Origin of the sequence: Nocardioides sp. SYSU D00065, assembly GCF_017916425.1 — a bacterium.
Lineage (GTDB): Bacteria > Actinomycetota > Actinomycetes > Propionibacteriales > Nocardioidaceae > Nocardioides.
The window spans coordinates 1,617,434-1,640,695 of the sequence record NZ_JAFMSX010000001.1 but is presented as its reverse complement, the minus strand read 5'-3'; the positions used below and the strand labels follow the sequence as shown (position 1 = coordinate 1,640,695).

Annotated in this window: 17 protein-coding genes; 10 read left to right on the top strand and 7 right to left on the bottom strand. The window is 72.6% G+C overall.

Features of this window, described 5'->3' with window-relative positions; all coding sequences use genetic code 11:
- Positions 1-51: 51 nt before the first annotated feature.
- The 4 genes from J3P41_RS07795 to J3P41_RS07780 all read right to left on the bottom strand — a co-directional run bounded on the left by J3P41_RS07795 (position 52) and on the right by J3P41_RS07780 (position 3,842).
- Positions 52-777 carry an anti-sigma factor domain-containing protein gene (locus tag J3P41_RS07795; protein ID WP_210649600.1) on the bottom strand — a complete coding sequence of 242 codons (726 nt, stop codon included), beginning with the start codon at positions 775-777 and terminating at the stop codon, positions 52-54.
- On the bottom strand, positions 774-1,388 hold the full coding sequence (gene sigK / locus J3P41_RS07790; protein WP_246861487.1) for an ECF RNA polymerase sigma factor SigK: 615 nt from the start codon (positions 1,386-1,388) through the stop codon (positions 774-776). The genes J3P41_RS07795 and sigK overlap by 4 nt, the downstream gene beginning before the upstream one ends.
- Positions 1,389-1,413: 25 nt before the next feature.
- Positions 1,414-2,076 carry a fasciclin domain-containing protein gene (locus J3P41_RS07785; protein WP_210649598.1) on the bottom strand — a complete coding sequence of 221 codons (663 nt, stop codon included), beginning with the start codon at positions 2,074-2,076 and terminating at the stop codon, positions 1,414-1,416.
- A gap of 191 nt (positions 2,077-2,267) precedes the next feature.
- On the bottom strand, positions 2,268-3,842 hold the full coding sequence (locus tag J3P41_RS07780; RefSeq protein WP_210649597.1) for a molybdopterin-dependent oxidoreductase: 1,575 nt from the start codon (positions 3,840-3,842) through the stop codon (positions 2,268-2,270).
- Positions 3,843-3,978: 136 nt separating this feature from the next.
- On the opposite strand from J3P41_RS07780, the gene J3P41_RS07775 reads away from it, so the two are divergent.
- Positions 3,979-6,039 (top strand): acyltransferase family protein, encoded by a 2,061-nt coding sequence (locus J3P41_RS07775; protein WP_210649596.1) that lies wholly within the window; start codon positions 3,979-3,981, stop codon positions 6,037-6,039.
- A 5-nt stretch (positions 6,040-6,044) separates the two neighbouring features.
- On the opposite strand, the gene J3P41_RS07770 is transcribed toward J3P41_RS07775, so the two are convergent.
- The 3 genes from J3P41_RS07770 to J3P41_RS18915 all read right to left on the bottom strand — a co-directional run bounded on the left by J3P41_RS07770 (position 6,045) and on the right by J3P41_RS18915 (position 11,623).
- Positions 6,045-8,687, bottom strand: a complete 2,643-nt coding sequence (locus J3P41_RS07770) for a glycosyltransferase (protein WP_307861893.1) — start codon at positions 8,685-8,687, stop codon at positions 6,045-6,047.
- Between the two features lie 66 nt (positions 8,688-8,753).
- Positions 8,754-9,659 (bottom strand): NAD-dependent epimerase/dehydratase family protein, encoded by a 906-nt coding sequence (locus J3P41_RS07765; protein WP_210649594.1) that lies wholly within the window; start codon positions 9,657-9,659, stop codon positions 8,754-8,756.
- Entirely contained in the window at positions 9,656-11,623 is a 1,968-nt protein-coding gene (locus J3P41_RS18915) for a glycosyltransferase family 4 protein (protein ID WP_210649593.1), read from the bottom strand. Before J3P41_RS18915 ends, J3P41_RS07765 begins: the two co-directional genes overlap by 4 nt.
- 124 nt (positions 11,624-11,747) lie before the next feature.
- On the opposite strand from J3P41_RS18915, the gene J3P41_RS07755 reads away from it, so the two are divergent.
- From J3P41_RS07755 to J3P41_RS07715, 9 genes are all read left to right on the top strand, one after another.
- Positions 11,748-12,461 carry a class I SAM-dependent methyltransferase gene (locus J3P41_RS07755; protein ID WP_210649592.1) on the top strand — a complete coding sequence of 238 codons (714 nt, stop codon included), beginning with the start codon at positions 11,748-11,750 and terminating at the stop codon, positions 12,459-12,461.
- Positions 12,462-12,490: 29 nt separating this feature from the next.
- Positions 12,491-13,246: an enoyl-CoA hydratase-related protein gene (locus J3P41_RS07750; protein WP_307861879.1), complete on the top strand. Its 756-nt coding sequence runs from the start codon at positions 12,491-12,493 to the stop codon at positions 13,244-13,246.
- A gap of 92 nt (positions 13,247-13,338) precedes the next feature.
- Positions 13,339-15,516, top strand: a complete 2,178-nt coding sequence (locus tag J3P41_RS07745) for a UvrD-helicase domain-containing protein (RefSeq protein ID WP_210649590.1) — start codon at positions 13,339-13,341, stop codon at positions 15,514-15,516.
- Between the two features lie 109 nt (positions 15,517-15,625).
- The gene (locus J3P41_RS07740) at positions 15,626-16,447 is read left to right on the top strand and encodes a hypothetical protein (protein ID WP_210649589.1); all 822 of its coding nucleotides are present in this window, start codon (positions 15,626-15,628) and stop codon (positions 16,445-16,447) included.
- 78 nt (positions 16,448-16,525) lie between these two features.
- Entirely contained in the window at positions 16,526-17,605 is a 1,080-nt protein-coding gene (locus tag J3P41_RS07735) for an NAD-dependent epimerase/dehydratase family protein (RefSeq protein ID WP_307861878.1), read from the top strand.
- Positions 17,606-17,659: 54 nt separating this feature from the next.
- Positions 17,660-19,549: an anthranilate synthase family protein gene (locus tag J3P41_RS07730; RefSeq protein ID WP_210649588.1), complete on the top strand. Its 1,890-nt coding sequence runs from the start codon at positions 17,660-17,662 to the stop codon at positions 19,547-19,549.
- Between the two features lie 128 nt (positions 19,550-19,677).
- Positions 19,678-21,378: a sulfatase-like hydrolase/transferase gene (locus tag J3P41_RS07725; protein ID WP_210649587.1), complete on the top strand. Its 1,701-nt coding sequence runs from the start codon at positions 19,678-19,680 to the stop codon at positions 21,376-21,378.
- Positions 21,379-21,393: 15 nt separating this feature from the next.
- Positions 21,394-21,978, top strand: coding sequence for an aminodeoxychorismate/anthranilate synthase component II (locus J3P41_RS07720; RefSeq protein ID WP_307861877.1), 585 nt, complete (start codon positions 21,394-21,396; stop codon positions 21,976-21,978).
- Positions 21,975-23,255 (top strand): anthranilate synthase component I family protein, encoded by a 1,281-nt coding sequence (locus tag J3P41_RS07715; protein ID WP_210649586.1) that lies wholly within the window; start codon positions 21,975-21,977, stop codon positions 23,253-23,255. The genes J3P41_RS07720 and J3P41_RS07715 overlap by 4 nt, the downstream gene beginning before the upstream one ends.
- Positions 23,256-23,262: the final 7 nt, after the last annotated feature.

The window sequence follows — 23,262 nt, the reverse complement described above, 5'->3', positions numbered from 1 at the left end:
CACCGGTCCGCGGGCAGGAACGGTGACCGGCGCGCCGGACGTGGCGTCCGGCTAGGTCGCCGCGGTCAGGTCGAACAGCGCGATGGGCTCCGTCGTCGGCTGCGGCGAGCCCTCGTCCGGCTCCACGGTGATGCCGACAGCGGCAGCCTGCGCGGCGGAGCCCTCGAGGACGACCGTCTGGTCCGCGGCGTCCGGCATCAGCCCGGCGGGCGTGAACTCCCCGTCGGGGGACATCAGCCACAGCTCGTACGCCTTGCCCTCCGGCGCCTCGACCATGTCCTCGGTGACGATCACGGCGCGGTCGGCCGCCTTGGACCGGACGACGGTCGCCCTCCCGGCCTCGCCGAGGTCGAGGAACACCTTCTCCGCGTCGTCGGCGCGCAGGACCTGCTCGGCGGCGGTCAGGCGGGGCGCGTCGTCGGTGGCCCACGGCTGGATGACCGCGGCGCCGACGCCTACGACGAGCGCGAGGACCGCCGCGACCAGAAAGGGCAGCCACCGCCGCCCGCGGTGCGCTGCGGAGGAGTGGGTGTCGGGTGCCGGGACCTCCGGCGGCAGCGGACGGACCTGGGAGATGCCGGTCAGCACCGACTCACGCAGCGAGGCGGGGGCAGGCGTGGCGACCGTCTCGGCCAGCATGGCGGCGGTCTCGCGAAGCTCGGCGACCTCCCCGCGGCAGTCCTCGCACTGGGCCAGGTGCTGCTCGAAGCGGGCTCGTTCGAGCTCGTCGAGCGCGTCCATGGCGTAGGCGCCCGTGAGCTTGTGCAGGTCGCTCATGAGCCGACTCCCATCAGGTCTCGCAGGCGGATCAGTCCGTCGCGTATGCGTGTCTTGGCGGTGCCGAGCGGCACGTCGAGCAGGGTGGCGACCTCGGTGTGGGTGTAGCCACCGAAGTACGTGAGCTCGACCGCCCGGCGCTGTACGTCGGTCAGTGTCGCAACGGCGCCGCGCACGCGGGCGGCGTCCAGGGAGGCGTGGGCCGCCTCCGCGGTCTGGTCGTGGTCGGTCGGGGCGGTCTCGCGGTTCCAGGTCTCGTCGCGGGCGGTGGCCGCCTCCACCGAGCGCACCCGGTCGACGGCTTTGCGGTGCACGATGGTCAGCAGCCACCCGGCCGCGCTCCCGCGGTCGGGGTCGAAGCGGGTGCTGGAGCGCCAGGCGTCGAGATAGGCCTCCTGGGCGACCTCCTCGGCGTGGGCCGGGTTGCGCACGACCCGCAGCGCCAGGCCGTACGCCCGGGCCGACGTCGCGTCGTAGAACTCCGCGAAAGCCGCCTCGTCCCCGAGGCCGGCACGGCGGAGCAGCTCGGAGAGCCGGTGTGCGTCGCCCGGGGACGGGGTGCCCGGGGGCACCCCGTCCGGTACGGGCCTCACGTGGTCCACGTCAGTCATCCTCGCGCACTGTTGTCGGGACGAGTCACATCTGCGGCATCATGACCGAGTCGATGACGTAGACGGTGGCGTTGGCGGTCTGCACGTTGCCGCAGACGACGGCCGCGCCCTCCGCGGTGAAGTCCTCGCCCGAGCCCTCGACGGTGATCATGTCGCCGGCCAGCGTCTCGTGCTCACCCGCGACGTCCTCGGGGGAGAGGCGCTCGCCGACCACGTGGTGGGTCAGCACGGTCGTCAGGGCCTCCTTGTCCTTGAGCAGCGCGTTGAGGTCCTTCTTGGGGATCTGCGCGAAGGCGTCGTCGGTCGGCGCGAAGACGGTGAGGTTCTCGGCCGAGTTGAGCGTGTCGACGAGGCCGGCCTCGGTCACCGCGGCGACCAGCGTCTTGAGCAGCGGGTTGTTGGAGGCGGCGGTGGCGACCGGGTCGTCGGCCATGCCCTCGACCGAGCCCTCACCGCTGGTGGGGACGCCGGCGCAGCCGGGACCGAAGGGCGTGCCGGCGGCCATCGGCTCCTCGGACTCCATCGGCGACTCCGACTCCATCGGCGCCTCCGACGTGCTCTCGGAGGTGGTGGGCTCGTCGGCGGCCGCGGTGCTGTCGTCCTCGCTGCCGCAGGAGGCGAGGCTCATGGACGCGGTCAGCGCGAGGGCGGCGAGGCCCATGGAACGGGTGCGGAGCGTGGTGTTCATGGTGGTGCCTTTCGACGGGATTGCCAGGGGTGGGCCGGAAGGCCCGCTGTCGGGAGGTGTTCGGACCCGGGCCGCTCCCGGATGGGTGAGAAGTCGAAGAAATGTCGTCGGGCGGTGCGCGGCGCAGGTTCCGGAGGCTCGGGACCTGCGCCACGCACCGCCCGACGGCGATCCGGTGGCGCGCGGCGACGTCAGGTGACGGTCACCGAGATCTCCTGGTGGCCCGAGCTGCCCTCGGGGAACGGCGTCCTCCGCACGTCGGACTGCACCTCGCCGTCCTTGTTGGTCGCCCGGCAGGCGATGAAGTGCTGGCCCGGTTCGGCGTCCCACTCGAGGTACCACTGGCGCCAGTAGTCGTCGGTCACCTGCGGGCCGAGCGTCGCCTGCTGCCACGCCTCGCCGTCGATGCGCACCTCGACCTTCTCGATGCCGACGCCCTGCGCCCAGGCGATCCCGCCGATGACGACCGTCCCTGCCGGGCTCTCCGACAGCGGCTTGGGGGTGTCGACGCGGCTCGACAGCTTGATGGGCGCGTCGACAGCCCAGTCGCGCTCGGTCCAGTAGGCCTGCTCGGCGTCGTACGTCGTCAGCGTCATCCGGGTGATCCACTTGCACGCGCTCACGAAGCCGTAGAGCCCCGGCACGACCATCCGGGCCGGGAAGCCGTGCGTGCGCGGCAGGGGACCGCCGTTCATGCCGATCGCGATCATCGCGTCGCGCCCGTCGAGCGCCACGTCGAGCGGCGTCGAGATCGTCATGCCGTCGACGTCGGTGGACAGGATCTGGTCCGCCCGGGTGCGGCCGATCCCCGCGCGCGCCAGCACGTCGGCGAGCGGTACGCCGAGCCACCGGGCGCCGCCGACGTAGGGACCGCCGACCTCGTTGGAGACGCAGGTGAGGGTGATGTCGCGCTCGATCGTGGGCATCGCGGCGAGGTCCTCGAAGGTCAGCGTGACCTCCTGGTCGACGTCGCCGTCGATGGTCAGCGTCCACGAGTCCACGTCGACGGCCGGCACGGTGAGCCGGGTGTCGACCCGGTAGAACTCGCCGGTCGGGGTCCGCAGCGGGGTGATGCCGGCGTACCTCTGCTCCAGTCCGCGAGGGAACGTCGACGCGGGGTCGGCGGCGACCGGCAGCGCGACGTCGGTGCCGCCGAGGCGGTACGACGTCACCCGGCGGCCTGCTGCCCCCATGGCCACAGCGGCCGCGGCGAGGCCGCCGCTCGCCAGCACGACCCCGCGTCGGCTCGGACCGTCGACCCTGAACGACAGCCCGGTCCGGGCCGGGCCCTCGGCCCGGTGGTCCTCTCGATGTGCCCGGTCGTCGAGGCGGTGCAGCCACCACAGCGAGACGACGGCGACGACGGCGGCGACCAGCGCCGGGACCGCGTCCAGCGGCCCGGCGCTCGGGCGCAGCACGGCGAGCAGGCCGGCGACGCCGGCCAGCGCCACGACGAGGAGCAGGCCCGGCGTCTCGCGCCGCGCCGCGACGATCCCGGCGACGGCCGCGAGGACCAGGACGACCACGGTGACCGAGCCGACCAGCACCAGCTTGTCGGCGGTGCCGAACTGGCGGATCGCCCACTCCTTGAGCGGGGTCGGCGTCAGGTCGATCACGGTGGAGCCGACCGCCAGCACCGGCGAGGCCGCGGGCACGGTCAGCGCGGCGACCAGGTGGGCGGCGGCGAGGCCGACCACGGTGGCCAGCACGCCGAACCCGGCGTGGCGCAGGGTGCCGGCACGGGTGCGGCGCTGGGAGGTCTGCATGGGTGGTCTTCGGAGCCGCGGGCGTCGCGGATGGGTCGGCGTTTCGGTGTGGGCTCTGCGATCGCCCTAGCCTGTGCACGTGTCAGCACCGGAAGTGGCAGACAGGCGCGTCGAGGCGACCGGGCGACGTTCCGGGGTGCGCACGGACATCCAGCTGCTCCGCGCGTTCGCCGTCCTGGCCGTGGTCGTCAACCACCTGGCGCCCAACCGGCTCACCGGGGGCTACCTGGGTGTCGACATCTTCTTCGTCATCTCCGGCTTCCTGATCACCGCCCACCTGCTGGCCGAGCTCGAGCGCGAGGGAAGCGTCCGGCTGGGCCGCTTCTGGGCCCGTCGGGCACGCCGCCTGCTGCCGGCCTCGCTCACGGTGCTCGCCGCGTGCGCGGTCGCGACGGTCGTCTGGCTGCCGCAGACCAGATGGTCGCCGGTGATGGAGGAGATCCTCGCCAGCGCTCTGTACTTCCAGAACTGGGAGCTCGCCGCGTCAGCGCAGGACTACTTCACATCCGCGCAGACCGCGTCGCCCGTCACGCACTTCTGGTCCCTGTCGGTGGAGGAGCAGTTCTACCTCGCCTGGCCGCTCCTGGTATTCGGCACCTGGTGGCTGGTCGCACGCCGCGGTGGCTCCGCCGCGCCCAGGGCGGACCCGCGCGTACGGAGCCGCGTCCTGGCGTTCGTCCTTGGCGGTCTGGGATTGGCGTCCGTCGCATTCGCTGCCTGGTCGGTGTCGGCGCACCCCGACTCCGCCTACTTCCTGACTCCCGGCCGCGTCTGGGAGTTCGCGGCGGGGGGAACGCTCGCCGCCCTCGCTGCGCAGTCCAGGACTGCTCCAGGACCGCACGGGCGATGGCTTGCCGCACCGGGCTGGGCGCTGATGGCGGCCAGCGTGTGGCTGTTCGGTCCCGACTCCGGCGTCCCGGGACTCCTCACGCTGGTTCCGGTCGCGGGTTGTGCACTGGTGATCTGGTCAGGGCGTGCGTCGGCAGGCGAGGCGGTCCCGCGGGTGCTGCGCGCTCCGGTGTGGATCGGCGACATCTCCTACTCGGTCTACCTCTGGCACTGGCCGCTCATCGTCTTTGCCCCGTACGCCCTCCAGCGTCCGATGACGCCGGTGCTGGCGGTGTGCGTCTTCGTCGTCACGTTGGCTCTGTCGCACGCGAGCACCCGCTTCATCGAGGACCCCTTCCGGCGGGCGAAGGTGCTCGTCGCTCGTCCGGCGGCCGTGACGCTGGTCGCCGCGGGCGTCGCCATGGCCGCGGTGGCCGGTGCCGCGGCCTACGTGCCCACGACGGTCGCCGAAGACCTCGAGGACGTGCAGGAGCAAATGGAGGCGCTGGTGGTCCGAGGTGGCGAGTGTGTCGGTGCGGCCGCGGCGTCGTCGACCTGTCCGGACTCCCACGAGCTCACCATCTCCAACTCCTCCCTCCTCACCATCGTCAACTCTCCCTACTACCCGGGCTGGGGTGGCACGTGCCAGGTCGAGCCGGATGACCCGCGGCCTGCCCCGTGCGAGTTCGGTGTGCCCTCCGAGGAGGCGCACCACCGGCTGGCCCTGGTCGGGGACTCGCACGCCGGACACTGGGCGGCACCTCTCGACGTCATCGCCCGCGAACGCGGCTGGAACGTGACGATGCACGTGAAGTCGTCCTGTCTCCCGGCGCCCGGTGACATCCACGCAGCGTGGGCCAGTGAGCCGATGATCGCGAGCTGCCGTGACTGGGGCGACGACGTCCGGTCGAGCCTGACGGCGGACCGCGACCTCGACGTGATCGTGATGTCGGGCATCTCCCGGGACTACGTGAGCAGCGGTGAAGGGGGCGTCGTCGGTGACCTGCGCGCCCTGTGGGCGGAGTGGGTGGACGCCGGGAAGCAGGTCGTGGTGCTCGCGGACCCGCCGGCGCTCGGCCAAGGCCCGGTACCGGAGTGCCTGGCCGCTGCGAGCACGACCCGCGACCCGTGCGCGACGCCGGCCGAGGTCGCGCGCACGCCCGATCCGCTCGTCGAGGCCGCGCGCGGGCAGGACGGCGTCACGCTGGTCGACCTCACCGATGTCGTGTGCGACGAACGTCGGTGCCACGCGGTCGTGGGTGGCATTCCCGTCTACGCCGACCAGAACCACCTGCTGCAGTACTTCGCCCGCACGATGGCACCACTGTTGGACAAGGAGCTGGCGGTCGTCCCAGGTCTGAGCCGCTGACGCGCTCAGGGAAGGTAGTTCGGTGTCTCCCGCAGTCGCCGGTGGAACGCGTCCCACGAGAAGTCGTCGGCGAGGAGCTCGTAGGCGGCGTCGGCACGCCGCTCGGCGTCCCGACGCCCCTCGCGCAGCTGAGCGAGCACGTCGACGTAGGCGTCGGCGTCATCGAAGCGTGCCACCGGCCAGCCGGTGCGATCGCTGACCAGCTCGCCGACCCCTCCGACCAGGGGCGACACCACCGGCACCCGGCGTGCCATCACGTCGAGCAGCGTGAGTGGGATGCCCTCGTTCTCCGAGGTGAGCAGGAACGCGTCCAAGTCTGCGATGGGCAGGTCGTCGAGCGAGGTGTAGGTGCCGTGGAAGGTGGCGCCCACCTCCTTCAGCCGGGCGACCGCCGCTGCACTCTCGTCGGCCGCTGCGATCACCGGTGCGCCGTAGATGTGCCAGTCCACCGGCAACCCGCGCTCGGCCGCGGCCTCGGCGACGTCGGCGAGCACATCGAGGCGCTTCTGACGGTCGAAGCGCGCCGCCCACAGCACCTGGAGCGGAGCGTCGGGGTCGCGCGCCGTCCACTCCCGGCGGGGCGGGAGGTCGACCGGCTGGTGGTGCACCGCGAAGCGGGACCGCGGCATGCGGAACAGCTCGTGGAACTGCTCGACGATCGCGTGGTTGTCGACGATCACCCGCTCCACCACGTCGAGGTAGTCGGCGGGTCGGCGCGCGAGCTGGCTGTAGATCTCTCCGTCCGGTCCGTAGTCCACCGCGAACGTGGACAGGAAGATCCGGCTGTGCGCCGAGATCGACCGCTTGTAGTGCTGGACGGCGTCGAAGGCCTCGGGCGCGTTGAAGATGTGCACGACCTTCGGGCGGAACTGCGCGACCAGCATCGCAACCATCCGCTGCCGATCCTGCAGCGTCATCGAGGAGTAGCCGGCCATGCCGTGCATGTCCACGAAGGTCACGGCGTCGCCGAGGATCTCGGGATTCGTGGAAGCCCCGTGCGTGGTGACGACCGCTACGGCGAGATCGGGCCGGGCACGCGCCATCGCGGTGGCGTAGCGCGCCAGCAGGAGGTCGCCGCCACCCATCCGCACCCAGGGTGCGAAGAACACGACGTCGGGCCGGGTGCCGTCGAGCGCGGCGACCGCCTGCCACCAGGCCGCGCTGCCGGCCGTCAGGGATCCGTCGTACGGCGGGCCGACGTTGCGGTATCCGGCCAGGACGGCCGCGGTGGGGACCGGCACCCACGGCTCGTAGGCGTGCATCTGTCGCCACTCCGCCTCGACCTCCTCGGAGATGGCGACCGGCGCGGCCCACGTCCGCTCGGCGGCGGTCAGGTGCGTCGTGCGCTTCTCGTCGCGACCCCACTGGAGGTAGTGCTGCAGGAGCTGGTCATCGTCGTGCCGGGCCAGGTCGGGGTAAAGGTCGCGGTAGTCGTCCAGGTCGAGGACGGCGAGGTCCCTGAGCTCGGCGCGTGTCAGGACTGCGCGGCGACCCTCGACGCGCCCTGTCGTCAGGTAGTGCAGCCGCGCCTCCTCCGCGGACATCTTCATGACGTCGTCGTGGAGGGCGCGGTAGTGATGCACCCGGAAGCGGGCCGGGTGCAGGGCGGCGAGCTCCTCGCGGGTGAGCCAGCCGCGCCGACCGGCGGGTCTTCCGGCCGTGCGGAAGTGAGCAATCGCCTCGTCATCGGTGAGGTGAGGTGCGTTGTAGAGATAGCGGTAGTGGGACGGTTCGACGAAGCCCGGTCGCAGACGCGCGAGGCGCTCCTGGGCCGGCGGGAGCGGCGCCGGCGGCGCCTCGGCGGCCACCAGGCGGCGACGCGCCTTCTTGCCGCTGGCCTCGCGTGCCAGGCGCGCCAGTAGACGGGATCGGCGGGGCGGTTGGGTCTGACCGAAGGCACGTGCCTCTTCGACGACCGCCGCGGCGATGGCCGGGTCGGTCAAGAGCGGGGTCTGATGGATCAGGCTGCCGCCCGCTCGGTGTGCGCCCATGAGCGACCCCACGGTCTTGGCCCGGTAGAAGAGGAGAGTGTTCTCCGCGGCGAGGTGGGGAATGCCGTCGTGCACCACCTCGGTGTTCCAGTGCCAGTCCTCGGGACCGAATCCACTGTCCCGTCCGGTGGCGTCGTAGGGATGCCGCTCTAGCACCTCGCGGGAGGCCAGGCAGCAGGCGTCCCAGTAGTTCTGGTCGTAGAAGTTCTCGGCGCGGAAGCGCGGATCGGCGGTGGGCCACTGCGGCCAGATGGCCGTGCGGCCTTCGAAGATGATCAGCGCCTCGGGATGGATCACGCACGGACCACCGTGCGCGACCGCCGTGCGGTGGGCCTCGAGGAACCAGGTGAGGGAGGGGAGGTTGTCGGCGTCGAGCACCGCTATGAAGGGCGCACGCGAGGCCCGGACACCGTGGTTGCGCGCGAGACCGAGATCGGCGACCGACACCTCCAGCACGCGCGCCTCAGCCACGTCCTGGAGGTAGCCGGACGGGCCGGCCGCCTCCACGATCACCTCTCGCGTGGCCTCGTCGGCGTTGTCGAGGACGGGGAGGATCTCGACCACGAGGCCGGCGTCTCGCGCGTGGGCGACCGAGCGATGCAGCGTTCGGAGCGTGTGGTGAGCCAGGATGCCCTCGCGATGGGCGTTCAGGATCACGCTCAGGTGGGGCACGTCACTGGCAGTTGTTGGTCCCCCGGGCGTCACGTGGTCCACGTTAACCGGTCACTCCGGGTCGACCGTCGCCAACCAGTCGTCTGCCGATCGCGGACGGAAGTCGAGGAGTTCCCGCAGCCTGCTGATGTCGAGCTCCGCGACGGGGCTGTCCGACTCGCGCGCCGGGCGCCTGTCGATGACAGGCTCCACACCGAGGGCGCTCGCCAGTCCCGAGATGATCTCAGCCACCGAGGTGGTGGTGCCGCTCCCCACGTTGAGCACCCGGATCCCGTCCGGACGCCCCGCGAGCGCGAGGACGACCTCGGCCAGGTCGTCGACGTGTAGATAGTCCCGCCGCGCGCTGCCGTCACCGAACATGACGACGGGCTCGCCGGCCCTCAGGCGCGCCCGCGCGATGCCGATCAACCCCTGGCTGCCCGACGTGGGCTCACCAGGACCGAACACGTTGGCGCACCTCAGGATGTCGGCGGCGAATCCGTCGTGGTGCGCATGCATGGCGACGTACTGCTCGGCGGCTGCCTTCATCACCCCGTAGGAGCTGATGGGCCACAGCGGGGTGTCCTCGGGTGTCGGTACGGGCGCGCTGGGCCCGTAGACCGTCCCGCCGGAGGACAGGAACGTGAACCCTCGCGCACCGGCGGCCGCGGTGGCTTCGAGGGCCGACAGGACGGGCGCCAGGTTGTGCACCGCGTGCGTCAGCGGGTCCTGGTCGGACTCGGCCGGCTTCGTCGTGCCGGCCGCGAACACCACCCACGTCGTGCCCTCCGTCGCTTGCGCGACGGCCAGCGGGTCAGCGGCGTCGCCCTCGATGACGCGAACGCCTGGCAGGGCGACGTGGCGGCGCGAGAGGGCTGTGACGTCCCAACCGCCGGCGCGCGCCGTCCGAGCTATCCGTCGTCCGATGAATCCGAGACCAATCACCGCGAGGTGGCCCGGGGCTGCGGAGCCGGTCACGAGGTCGTCCCGGCGGAGTCGAGGCGGTGCAGCCAGTCCAGGACGTGGCCGACGAAGCCGGTCGCGGAGTGGCGCGACGCGACGTGCGCACGAGCTGCGGTCCCGAACCGAGCCAGCGTCTCGACGTCGGCAGTCACGGCCTTGCGAAGAACCCCGCTCAGCTCGTGCAGGTCGCCGGGCTCGCACAACCAGCCACTGACGTCGTTCTCCACCAGCTCGCCCACCCCGAAGGCGGCAGTGGCGGCGACGGGTCGTCCGGCCAGCATCGCTTCGAGCATGGTGCGGGGCATGGACTCCACGTCGGAGGCGGACACCAACACGTCGGCCGCGGCGTACCACCGCAGGATGTCAGGGTCCGCAGGCACGACGTGCACGTTGTCCAGTGCGGCGTCGCGGACGTAGTCGCGCAGCGCGTTGGAGTACGAGTTGTCCGAGGCCCCGATGAGGTGGAGGGACGCGCCCGCTCGGAGCTCGGAGTCCAGCCGGGCGAACGCGCGCGCCAGGGGAAGCTGGCCCTTGCGCGGCTCGACGGAGCCGACGCAGACCAGGACGCGCTCGTCGTGCGGGATGCCCAGCTCGTCGCGCGCCCGCCCCCGGCTCGTGGTGGCGAGCGCGCGATCGAAGGGCTCGATGTCGAGCCCGTAGGGCACCAGGGCGGCGGACTCGGACGGCACCACGTGGCGATACACCTGCCGGGTGGCCTCCGCCTCGAACAGGACCGCCTCGCACACGCTGAGCGCCTCGTACATCGCGGCGAGGATGGCTGGGTTCGCCGGGGCGCCGAGGAACTCGTGCCAGAAGATCGGCGGGCTGAAGCTCTCGTGGATCGCCCAGGTGGAGGGCAGTTCGAGCCTCGAGGCTGCCAGCACCGCGGGGAAGGTGACGAGCGTGTTGGCCAGGCACGCCACGGCACCGTGCTCGATCGCGAAGTCCGCGACCAGGCGGATCTGGGTCTCGAGCAGCTCGGCGTTGCTTGGCACCTGGCCCACGACCAGCACGGGTGCACCGTAGGTGGTCTCGATGCGCTCGAGTAGCGGGCCGTCGCTCCCGGCCACGACACAGAATGTGACGCCGTGCTGATGCAGACCGTTCATGAGGTCGTCGAGGTACCCCTGGGCGCCACCGATGCCCAGGTCGTGCGCGGCCACCAGGACGCATCCCGACCGAGGGCCGGGAAACGCCCGATGCTGCGCCGCGACGTGCTGCTCGAAGCGCTCGCGGTTGACCCGGGTGCGCTCGTCCGATGGACGGGGCGGCTCCTCGGCCACGCGGACGGGGGTGGTGGGGAGGGCGGCTCGGGTGCCGTCAGTGGCCACTGCAGTCACGCGAACGTCGGCCTCCCGCGCGCCCGCGGGGAGCTCGAGGGTCGCGGAGAACCCGCGTACGGCGCTCTCCGGGCCCGCTCCCCGCTCCGGGGCGCTGGGCAGACTCGTGCGGGCCAGCACTGCGGCGCCGCCGTCGAGAGCCACCTCGACGCGGGCCAGGGCAGGTGTGATGTCTGCGGTCCCGCTCACCAGGAACGTGCCTGGACCAACCACGTCCGGGAGGTCGACCGCGCCGCGGACACGGCCGCCGTCGCGCACGGCGACCAGCCGCTCGGCGAACGGGAGCAGGACCGTGCGCGCGGCCTGGTCGTCGGTGCCTGCGACGGCGACCAGCGCCTGTGCCGACAGCGTGACCTGACCACCGACCGGGCCCAGTGCCACGGTGACCGACCATCCCGAGCGCGCGGACGCGGCGCCGTGGACGGACGCGACGTCCGGTCGGTCGATCTCCCTCTCGACCGTCCCGACGAGCCGTCCGTCGGCGAAGACCACGACCAGGACGACGTCGGCGTGCTCGTGGAAGGTCCACCCCGCCACCACGACGCGGGCGGGGTCCTCGATGGTGTCACTGGGCAGGTCGATTGATCCGCGCAGGCCGCGGCGGAGGTTGCCACCCCCGGAGGGTCGACGATCGGTCACGAGCGAGCTTCTCCATCGGTGGGTGGCACGACTGCGCATTCTGCAGCATGGTGGCGCCGTGACCAGCGCCCTAGGGTGAATCCGTCGGCCGCCGATCCGCGTGGGCCAGAGGAGGAGTGGGGTCGTGGGTGATGACATGGGCGGGACCAGCGAAGCCCTGCGGAGCTTCGTCGAGGAGGCTCCCGTGGCCAGAGGTCCTCATGTGACGTTCCTGCGGGAGGCTCTGGCCGACCTCCCGGCCGGGGCCCGGATCCTTGACGTCGGGTCCGGCGACTCGCCCTATCGCGAGCTGTTCGGCAAGTTCGACTACCTCACCAACGACTGGGGTGACACGACGTACGTCCCCGACGTGCCTGTCGACGTGGTGGCCCCGGCCCACGACCTCCCACTCGCGGATGACGCTCTCGACGCGGTCGTCTGCACGCAGGTCCTCGAGCACACGCCCGAGCCGTGGGCAGTCATCGACGAGTTCGCGCGCGTGATACGTCCGGGCGGCAAGCTGATCCTCACAGCGCCGCTGACGTGGTACTTGCACGAGGTTCCGCACGACTACTACCGGTTCACCGCCTACGGACTGCGCTACCTTCTCGACCGCGCCGGGTTCGTCGACGCCGAGATCCGCCCGATGAACGACAGCGCGGGGACGATCGCAGAGCTGCTGCGCCACCTGCGGTGGATCCTCGGCACTGCGGACGACGGGCGACAGCCCCTCAGGGAGACGTCCGGTGTGCTGGTCGCCGAGCTGGCGGCGGTGGTCGAGCAGACGCGGTGGCTCGACACCCAATGGTCGATGCCGATCAGCTTCTCGGCGACCGCGCGGGTGCCCACCGCGAGCTGATCGGCTCGCGAGGCGGCAGGATGGCCGCCATGAGCGATGCGCCCGCCGAGCTGGTCCACTACGCCGTCACCGATGCCGTAGCGACGATCACCCTGGACAGCCCGGCCAACCGCAACGCCCTGAGCCGCCGGCTGGTCACCGAGCTGTCCGCCCACCTCGAGCGGGCAGGTGCCGACGACGCCGTGCGCGTCGTGCTGGTGGAGAGCTCGGGCAAGGTGTTCTGCTCGGGCGCCGACCTGGCCGAGGCCACGGCCGAGGGCATGGAGGTGGGCGCGCGGCGCATCGTCGACCTGCAGCGGCTGATCGTCACGCTCGACAAACCCGTGGTGACCAAGAACCTCGGGGCCGTGCGCGCCGGCGGCATCGGGATCATCGCCGCCGCCGACGTCGCCATCAGCGCCGAGGACGCGACGTTCGCCCTCACCGAGGTCAAGCTCGGCCTCGCCGCGGCGATCATCAGCCTCACCGTCCACCACCGGATGACTCCGCGCGCCGCGGCCCTGACCACGCTGGGCGGCGAGGTCTTCACCGGCGCGGAGGCGGCGGCGTACGGGCTGGTCACCAAGGCGGTGCCGGCCGACCGGCTCGACGCCGAGGTCGCCCGCACCTGCGCGAGCCTGGCGACCGGCGCAGCCCAGGGGCTGCGCGAGTCCAAGCGGATCCTCAACCGCGAGCTGGTGGCGCGCATCGACAACCTGGGCGAGAAGATGGCGGCGACCAGCGCGCGGCTCTTCGCCAGCGACGAGGCCCGCGCGGCGATGACCGCCTTCCTGTCCCGAGGGTGAGCCGGCAAGTGGGCGCCGTCGGTGCCCGCCGGTATTCTTGACCGTCTGCCCGCGGGAGCGAGGGCAGCGGTGCTGGGGGATGAGGAGCAGGTGTGAGCGAGGAGCTCGAGGCGCGGGAGATCGCGGCGGAGCAGCACTACGTCGACGAGGTCTACGTCCAGCTCGAGGCGTCGACGCGCAGCGCGCGGGCGCTGGCTGCTGAGGGCCACAGCCGCGGCAAGCTGGAGCACGAGGGCGGCCTCGTCGAGCGCGACGCCATGGTCTTCCAGGCCGCCAAGCGCATCGCCCAGCTCGATGCCGCGCACGAAGGCCTCGTCTTCGGCCGTCTCGACCTCGACCCCTCGATCGACGCCCAGCCGCGCTACATCGGGCGCATCGGCGTGCGCAACGCCGACCGCGACGTGCTGCTGATCGACTGGCGTGCGCCGGCGGCCGCCGTGTTCTACCAGGCCACCGCCGCGACCCCGCAGGGCGTCGTACGCCGCCGGGTGCTGCGCTCGCAGCACCGCACCGTCGTCGGCGTCGAGGACGAGCTCCTCGACGACCAGGCCGAGACCGACCTGCCCATCGTCGGCGAGGGCGCGCTGATGGCGCAGCTCTCCCGGGCCCGTGACCGCTCCATGCACTCGATCGTCGCGACCATCCAGGCCGAGCAGGACCAGGCGATCCGAGCGCCCGGCAGGGGCGTCGTGGCGATCTCCGGCGGCCCCGGCACCGGCAAGACCGTCGTCGCGCTGCACCGCGCCGCCTTCCTGCTCTACTCCGACCGCCGCCGCTACGAGAGCGGCGGCGTGCTCGTCGTCGGTCCCAGCGGGGTCTTCATGCGCTACATCGAGCGCGTGCTGCCCAGCCTCGGCGAGACCGCCGTCGCGCTGCGCTCCCTCGGCGAGGTCGTCGGCGGCATCCGCGCGACGCGCCACGACGAGCCGGCCGTCGCCGACGTCAAGGGCGCGACCCGGATGGCCGAGCTGATGCGCCGCACGGCCCGCCAGCACGCGCCCGGCGCGCCGACGAGCTTCCGCATCTACTGGCGCGACGAGACCATCGTGCTCGACCCCTCCCTGCTCGGTCGGCTGCGCCGCCAGCTGATGTCGCAGGGTCGCCGCAACCGCCAGCTCCCGCGGGTGGCCAGGACGCTGCTCGACGCCATGTGGCGCCAGGTCACCGGCGAGCGCGGCAAGGAGCGCGGTCGCGAGGCGTTCGACGACGACATGCTCGGCCACGAAGGCTTCGTCGAGTTCGCCTCCGCCTGGTGGCCGCCGCTGGACGCGCAGACCGTCTTCGGCTGGCTGCGCGACCCGGAGTTCCTGGCCCGCGTCGCAGAGGGCGTGATCCCGCGCGAGGAGCAGCTGCTGCTCACCAAGTCCTGGGCGTCCGGCGAGCTGTCGATCGAGGACGTCCCGCTGCTCGACGAGCTGCGCTACGCGCTCGGCGACGTGCCCCAGCGCACCGACGACGAGCGCGACCTCGACGAGACCGGTCTGCTCGAGGGCGGGGTCGACCTGCAGGAGCTGACCACGATCTCCGAGCGCGACTACGCCCCGGGCGGTCGACAGTGGGCGCCGCCGACCCACCGCATCGAGGACGACGGCTACGCCCACGTGCTCATCGACGAGGCCCAGGACCTGACACCGATGCAGTGGCGCATGGTCGGTCGGCGCGGGCGCACCGCCAGCTGGACCATCGTGGGCGACCCCGCGCAGTCCTCGTGGCCCGACGCGCCCGAGGCTGCGGCCGCTCGTGCCGAGGCGCTGGAGGGCAAGGAGCTGCACGAGTTCCACCTGTCCACCAACTACCGCAACTCGGCCGAGATCTACGCCTTCGCCGCCGACTACGCCCGCCGGGTCGGGCTCGACGCCGACCTGCCCGACGCCGTACGCCGCACCGGCGAGGAGCCGAGGGTCGTCGGACCCGTCGACGACCTCGAGGCCGCCGTGCGTGAGGCGGTCACCACCACCGCCGGTCGCGTCGAGGGCACCGTCGGCATCGTCGTGCCGGTCGCGCGTCGCTCCGAGGTCAACGCCTGGCTCGCATCGTGGCCCGAGCTCGCCGACGACGCCCCGGCCGCGCGGGCGGCGGTGGACTCGAGCGTCACCCCGAGCGGCGAGGACCGCGTCGTGGTGCTCACCGGGCTCGACACCAAGGGCCTGGAGTTCGACGGCATCGTGGTGGTCCGCCCCCAGGAGATCGAGGACGAGTCGGTCACCGGCCGCGCCACCCTCTACGTCGTGCTCACCCGCGCCACCCAGCTGCTCACGACGGTCAGCTGACCTCGAGCGAGAGCTTGCCGCCGGCACGTATTGTCCGCCGCACACGCACCCGTCCACCACGACCGTCCTGGGGAGGCACATGTCCGGGCTCGCGCGTCGACGTGTCGGCATGTTGGCCGCGGCGCTCGTGCTCGTGAGCGGGTCAGCGGCGTGCGCAATCCCCGGGGCCGGGCCCACACCGGCGCCCCCGTCGCGCGGCGACGTCGCGCGGCCCACGCCCGCCCCGGAGTGGCAGACCCTCTTCTCCGACTCCTTCGACGGCGCGGCCGGGGCGTGGCCGGAGGAGTGGCACCACATGCCGGGCTGGAACGGAGCCGCGCAGAACGGCCTCGGCCAGCTCGAGGTGGGCCACCTCGCCCAGCTCCGCTCCACTCCCGGCTGGGTGCTGCCCCCAGGCACGCAGGTGCGGGTCTCGACGAGCCTCCTGATGCCGGACACCGGGAGCAACTACGCGGCGTTGTGGGTGCAGCACCCCAACGCCGCCGACCCCCGCGAGATCGACGTCATCGAGAGCTACGGCCCGCTCAAGCCGGCGGGCGCGCAGCTCGGCTCGCACATCTGCTACGACGAGACGGCCGACAACGCCGTCAACGAGTGCGAGGCGGCCGGCATGTCCGCGGAGCTCTGGCCGGTCGGGCACACCTTCCCCGCCGGGGCGAAGCCCTGGGAGTCGTTCTGGGAGTACCACGCCGAGTTCACCGTCGGTGGCGATCGGGTCCAGTTCCACGCGCAGGACGGCTCGGGCCACCGGCCCTACACAGTGGCCACGACCCGGGACCCGCGCCGGGTCCCCGGCAACACGGTGCCCTTCCACCTGCGGCTGTCGAACAAGGACGTCGACGCCGCCGACGCGGTCCCGGGCGGGACCCGCCACAGCATGCTGGTCGACTGGATCACCGTGCAGGTGAAGTACCCGACCGCTGCCAGCTGAGGTCGGCCCGGGGAGGTGAAGGCGGCTCGGGCGACCGGTGCGGCGGGTCGCGGGCGTCCGTCTCCTAGGCTGCGGGCCGTGCCTTCTACCTCGCGAGCCGGCGGCCGGGTCCTCGTCACGGGTGGCGCCGGCTTCATCGGCACGACGCTGGCCCGCGCGCTCGCGGACTCCGCCGAGCGCTGGGTCGTCCTCGACAACCTGCACCCCCAGGTCCACCCCGGCTCGGAGCCGCCAGCCGACCTGCCGGACTCGGTCGACCTGCGCGTCGGCGACGTCACCCGCGCAGAGGACCTCGACGCGGTCGTCGCCGACCTGCGCCCGGACACCGTCGTGCACCTGGCGGCCGAGACCGGCACGGCACAGTCGCTGTCGGAGAGCACCCGGCACGGCATGGTCAACGTGGTCGGCACGACCCAGCTGCTCGACGCGCTCACCAGGGCCGGCCACGTGCCCGGGCACTTCGTGCTGACCAGCTCGCGCGCGGTGTACGGCGAGGGGGTGTGGCGCAACCCCGACGGCACCACGTTCCAGCCGGGCCTGCGCACGCACGCCCAGCTCGAGGCCGGCTCCTGGGACCACGGGGAGGGGGCCGCCCACGTGCCCAACTCCGTGCGGGGCACCCAGCCCCACCCGATCAACGTCTACGGCGCCACCAAGCTGGCGCAGGAGCAGATCCTGGCCGCCTGGACCGGCTCGCACGACACCCGGCTGTCGATCTTGCGGCTGCAGAACGTCTACGGTCCGCGCCAGTCGCTGTCCAACCCCTACACCGGCATCGTCTCGCTGTTCTCTCGGCTGGCCCGCGAGGGCACGTCGATCCCGCTCTACGAGGACGGCGAGATCACTCGCGACTTCGTCTACATCGACGACGTCGTCAGCGCGCTCGCCGCCGCGATCGCGCGCAAGCCTGCCGACCACCTGCGCACGGTCGACGTCGGCAGCGGCGTGCGGACCACGATCGGCGACCTGGCCCGCGAGATCGCGCGCTACCACTCGGCGCCCGAGCCGCACGTCACCGGCCAGTACCGCGACGGCGACGTCCGGCACGCCTCCTGCACGGTGGAGGACACCGTGAGGCAGCTGGACTGGCAGCCCAGGGTCTCCCTGCGCGACGGCGTCGCCGGGCTGCAGGAGTGGATCGCGACGCAGCTGGACTGATCCCGCCTGAGACGACCGTCCGGGCGGCGGCCACGCCGCCGTAGGGTCGTGCCCATGACCCAGACCCCACCCGTCACCGACCTCCTGGAGCAGATCCAGGGGTACGGCGCGTGGGCGGTCATCCGGCGCAAGGCCGCGCCCACCGCCGGATTGATCGGTGGCACGCCGCACGAGGTGGCGAGCCTGCTCGACATCCCGCTCGAGACCGGGGCGCCCGAGCCCGGCCGCAGCGCCGACCGCCTGGTCGCCGTCCCGTTCCGGCAGGTCCGCGAGCGCGGTTTCGCCGCCATCGACGACGGCACGCCGTTGACGGTGGTCGACATCGAGGCCGAGCACGAGGTGCCGGTCGACGACCTGCTCGCCGCGCTGCCCGACGTACCGGTCGAGCTCGCCGACCGCGGCGGGTTCGCGACCAGCGACGAGGACTACGCAGCGGTCGTCGAGTCGATCATCCGCGACGAGATCGGCCAGGGCGAGGGTGCCAACCTCGTGATCGGGCGGCACTACCGCGCGGTGCTCGCCGACTGGGACGCCGAGAAGGCGCTGACCGTGCTGCGCCGGCTGCTGGAGCACGAGCGCGGCGCCTACTGGACCTTCTGCTTCTTCACCGGTGAGCGGTTCCTCATCGGCGCCAGCCCCGAGCGGCACGTGTCGGTGCGCTCGGGCGACGTCCGGATGAACCCCATCTCCGGGACGTTCCGGGTGGCCGGCCACGGCGACGACCTCAAGCAGCGGCTCCTGGAGTTCCTCGCCGACGAGAAGGAGATCTTCGAGCTCTTCATGGTCGTCGACGAGGAGCTCAAGATGATGTGCGACATCTGCCACGAGGGCGGCCAAGTGCTCGGCCCGTTCCTCAAGCCGATGACGCACCTGATCCACACCGAGTACCTCCTGGCCGGCCGGTCCGACCGCGACCACCGCGAGATCCTGCGCGACACGATGTACGCCGCGACGGTGACCGGCGCGCCGGTGGAGAACGCCTGCCGGCTGATCGCCGACTACGAGCCCGAGGGCCGCGGCTACTACGGCGCGGCACTCGCGCTGTTCGGTCGCTCGCCCGACGGCACGCCGACGATGGACAGCCCCATCCTCATCCGCACCGCCGACGTCTCGCCCGCCGGTGAGCTCAAGGTGACCGCCGGCGCGACGCTCGTGCGCGACTCCGACCCCGACTACGAGGTCGCCGAGACGCGGGCCAAGGCCGGCGGCATCCTGAGCGCTTTCGGGCTCGCGCCCGGGGCGACCTCCGACGGCGCCGACATCGCCGAGCTGGCACGCGACGAGGACGTCGTGCTGGCGCTCGGGTCGCGCAACCAGCGGCTCTCCCGCTTCTGGCTCACCGACCAGGCGGGCGAGCCCGCCGACGCCCGGCTGGCCGGCAAGTCCGTGGTGATCCTGCACGGCGAGGACGACTTCGTGAACATGCTGGTCCACGTCCTCGGCGTCCTGGGCATGACCTCGCGGGTGGTGCGGCACGAGGACTACGCACCGGAGGCCTTCGACGGCGCCGACCTCGTGATCGTCGGTCCGGGACCCGGCGACCCGCGCGAGGGCGACCACCCCAAGATCGCCGCCTTCCGGCGCGCCGTCGACGACCTGCTCGCCGCCGAGCGGCCCTTCCTCGCGGTCTGCCTCGGCCACCAGACGCTGTGCCAGCGCCTGGGGCTGGAGCTCACCTACAAGGACGTCGTCTTCCAGGGCACCCAGTCGCCGGTCCGGCTCGAGGGCCGCACCGAGCGGGTCGGCTTCTACAACACCTTCGTGGGCCGGGTGCCCGACGGCGCCCTGCCGGACGGGGTGCGCGTCGAGGCCGACGAGGCGACCGGCGACGTCCACGCCGTGGTCGGCCCGCACTACCGCGGCATCCAGTTCCACGCCGAGTCGATCCTCACCGAGAACGGCTACGACCTGCTGCACGCCGCCGTGCGCGACCTGCTCGCCTGACGGCAGATCCGCCCAACCCGGGTGCGCCCGCGCGCGACACGGGAGACACTGGTTCGGCGTGGCAGGCAACCGATCGGCGGGCCACGGCGTCACTGTGGGTAGCCATCGGGGGACACGACGGGGGACACGTGCACCACTTCAAGACAGCCTGGGCCGGCCTGTGCCTGCTCGCGCTGATGACCTGCGTCGCCTGCGGGTCGAGCGCGGGCTCGGACCGGCGCGGCGACGTGCGCCCCGCGCGTACGACGAGCACCGCGGCCGCGGTCGCGGAGCGTGAGCCGGCCGGCACCAGCGCCCGGCGGCCCAACATCGTCGTGGTGATGCTCGACGACTTCTCCATGGACCTCGTCCAGACGATGCGCTCGGCGCAGACGATGCGGCGCACGGGTGCGAGCTATCCGCACTCCTTCGTCACCGACTCGCTGTGCTGCGTGTCGCGCTCGAGCTTCTTCACCGGCCAGTACCCCCACCAGACCGGCGTCCGCACCAACATCTCCCGCGAGGGCACCTCGACGCTCGGCGGCTGGCCGGCCTACGACACGCACGGCAACCCCGAGCGTGCCTTCAACGTGCGGCTGCAGCAGGCGGGCTACCACACCGGCTTCGTCGGGAAGTTCCTCAACGAGTACGAGTGGGTGCCGGGCCGGGCGCTGCCGCCGCTCGTGCCGGGGTGGACGACGTTCGACGCCGTCTTCGGCTCGGCCTACGACGGCTGGGGCTTCGCCAGCACGTCCGTCACCGACCAGCGGCTGCGCGTGCGCGAGCACCCGGCACCGCCGGCCGGGGCGAGCGCTGCGGCGAAGGACCGCGCCTACGCCGGCACGGTCATCGGCGACCTCGCCCTGGACTTCCTGCGCCGGGGCGAGGCGGCGGACGCGCCGTACTTCCTCGAGGTCGCGCTGTACGCGCCCCACAACCGCTCGCAGGCCCAGGGCTACTACCCCGGCGACCCCCTCTTCCCGCCGATGTTCCGCGACCGCGCGGGTGAGCGCTCCTGTGGCCGCGTCGCCTGCAGCAAGCTCACCGTGGCGGACCTGCCCGGCTTCGGCGACGCCCCGGCCGACAACCGTCCCCGGCTGCCCGACGGCCGGCGCGGGCGGGCCTGGAACACCGCCGGCTCGCTGCCGGCCGCCGTCGCCGTCCGTGACCTCCGCGACCGCGCGCGGATGGTGCAGTCGGCCGACCGGCTGCTCGCGCGGATCCTGCGCACCGTCGGCCCGGAGACGTACGTCGTGCTGACGTCCGACAACGGGTTCCACCTCGGCCAGAACGGGCTCGGCCGCGGCAAGGGGACGCCGTACGACACCGACGTGCGGGTGCCGCTGCTCGTCACCGGGCCGGGCGTCGTGCCGGGGGCACGGCGCGAGGTCACCAGCAACATCGACCTCGCCCCGACGTTCGAGGAGCTCGCCGGGCTCGTGCCCGCGCCCTACCGCAGCGGTGTCTCGCTGGTGCCCACCCTCACCGATCCGTCGCTGGTGCGCTCGTCGTACGCCTTCCTCGAGCACACCCAGCAGACGCTGACCGGCGGCGATCCCGACGCGGCCTTCACCGGCACCGAGCTCGACCGGATCCCGTCGTACACCGCGGTCCGGAGCCGAACCGCGCTGCTGGCCCGCTTCGACCTCGACCCGCGGCCGGGGCGCACCACGTGGGGCTACGAGTACTACGACTACCGGCGCAGCCCGTACGAGGCGCGCAACCAGGTCGCCAGCGCGAAGCGGCGCGACGACGTTGCGGCGCTGATGGCGAAGCTTGCGGCGTTCGACACGTGCCAGCAGCAGGGGAACGAGCCGGTGCCCGCCGCCTGCCGCGCGGTGCGGCGCTAGCACTACCCTCCGGGGGTGACGCCGGACGTGCCCGCGGACGTGATCCCGGATGTTGTCGTGGTCGACCACCACGACTCCTACACGTGGAACCTGGTGCACCTCGTCGCCCGCGTGACCGGGGTCCTGCCGCGCGTGGTCCAGCACGACGAGGTTCCCCCGGAGGAGGTGCTGCGGCACTCGCACGTCGTGCTGTCGCCCGGGCCGGGACATCCGGGCACTCCTGCCGACTTCGCGGTGGGTGCCGCCGTCCTGCGGGCGGGGACGCGACCGGTGCTGGGGGTGTGCCTAGGGATGCAGGGCCTGGTGACGGCCTTCGGCGGCACGGTCTCCCGGCTCGCTCCCGCCCACGGCGAGGTCGCGACCGTGCGGCACGACGCTGACGGCGTCTTCACCGGTCTGCCGCAGGGCTTCGCGGCCGTGCGCTACCACTCGCTGGGCGCGGTCGACCTGCCCGGCGACCTCGTCGCCACCGCCTGGAGCGAGGACGGCGTGGTGATGGGCGTGCGTCACCGGTCACTGCCGCTCGAGGGCGTGCAGTTCCACCCGGAGTCGGTGCTGTCCGAGCACGGTGAGGCGCTGGTGAGGAACTTCCTGTCGTGAGCGACCCGGTCGACTTCTTCCGTGAGGTGGCGGCCGCGCACCCGCGCTGCTTCTGGCTCGACGGCGGCGGCGCCCGCGAGTGGTCGGGCCGCCGCTCGATCATCGGCTGGCTGAAGGACGACGACGTCTCGCTGAGCTGGTCGGCCGCCCGCCGCGAGGTGCGGCTGCACGCCGGCGGCCGGGCCGAGGTCGTGGGCGACGACGTCTTCGCCGTGCTGGAGGACCGGCTGCGGGCCGGGGAGCAGTGGTTCGGCTACCTCGGCTACGCCTCGCGCACCGACCTGCCCGCCGCCGCCGACCCCTCGCTGCCCGACGCGGTCTGGATGCGGCCACGCGGGGTGCGGGTGTTCGAGCATGCGGTGGTGGTGGGGGGTGGGGGGCCGGATGAGGGATCCCCGGCCGGCCGGGGATCCCTCAGGTTGTCGGCCCACGCAAGAGCCGACAACCTCAGGGAGAGCCCGACAACCCAGTACGCCGCCGCGTTCGCGCGCGTCCAGGAGCACCTGCACGCGGGCAATTCCTACGAGGTGAACCTCACCCACCGGCTGAGCCGCCGCGCCGACCTCGACCCGGTGACGGCGTACCTCCGGCTGCGCGAGCTCAACCCGGCGCCGTACGCCGGCTTCCTCCAGCACGACGTCGCCGGCGCACGGGCGTGGCTGCTGTCGAGCTCGCCGGAGCGGTACGCCCTCGTCACCGCGGACCGGCACCTGGAGACCAAGCCCATCAAAGGCACCACGCCGCGGGGCGCCACCCGGGAGGAGGACGAGGCCCAGCGCTCGCGCCTGGCCGGCGACCCCAAGACGCGCGCGGAGAACCTCATGATCGTCGACCTGCTGCGCAACGACCTCTCGATGGTCTGCGACGTCGGCTCGGTCGAGGTGCCCGCGCTGATGCAGGTCGAGACGTACGCGTCCGTGCACCAGCTCGTCTCCACGGTGCGCGGCCGGCTGCGCGACGACGTCACGACCGTGGCGGCGCTGCGCGCGCTGTTCCCGGCCGGCTCGATGACCGGCGCGCCCAAGCTGCGCACGATGCAGGTCATCGAGGAGGTCGAGTCGACGCCGCGGGGCGTCTACGCCGGCGCGTTCGGGTGGATCAGCGGCGACGGTCCGGCGGACCTCGGGGTCGTCATCCGCTCCCTGACCACCGACGGCAGCGGCACCTGGACGCTCGGCACGGGCGGCGGCATCACGGTGCGCTCCGACCTCGCCGAGGAGTGGGCCGAGGCGCAGTGGAAGTCCGAGCGGCTGCTGCGGGTCCTCGACGGCGGATAGGGCCAGG

Excerpts from the sequence above, each read along its gene's own strand:
- J3P41_RS07750 (WP_307861879.1), top strand. The coding sequence starts at position 12,491 with ATGAGCGATGCGCCCGCCGAGCTGGTCCACTACGCCGTCACCGATGCC.
- J3P41_RS07730 (WP_210649588.1), top strand. The coding sequence starts at position 17,660 with ATGACCCAGACCCCACCCGTCACCGACCTCCTGGAGCAGATCCAGGGG.
- J3P41_RS07740 (WP_210649589.1), top strand. The coding sequence starts at position 15,626 with ATGTTGGCCGCGGCGCTCGTGCTCGTGAGCGGGTCAGCGGCGTGCGCA.
- J3P41_RS07785 (WP_210649598.1), bottom strand. The coding sequence starts at position 2,076 with ATGAACACCACGCTCCGCACCCGTTCCATGGGCCTCGCCGCCCTCGCG.
- J3P41_RS07780 (WP_210649597.1), bottom strand. The coding sequence starts at position 3,842 with ATGCAGACCTCCCAGCGCCGCACCCGTGCCGGCACCCTGCGCCACGCC.
- J3P41_RS07795 (WP_210649600.1), bottom strand. The coding sequence starts at position 777 with ATGAGCGACCTGCACAAGCTCACGGGCGCCTACGCCATGGACGCGCTC.
- sigK (WP_246861487.1), bottom strand. The coding sequence starts at position 1,388 with ATGACTGACGTGGACCACGTGAGGCCCGTACCGGACGGGGTGCCCCCG.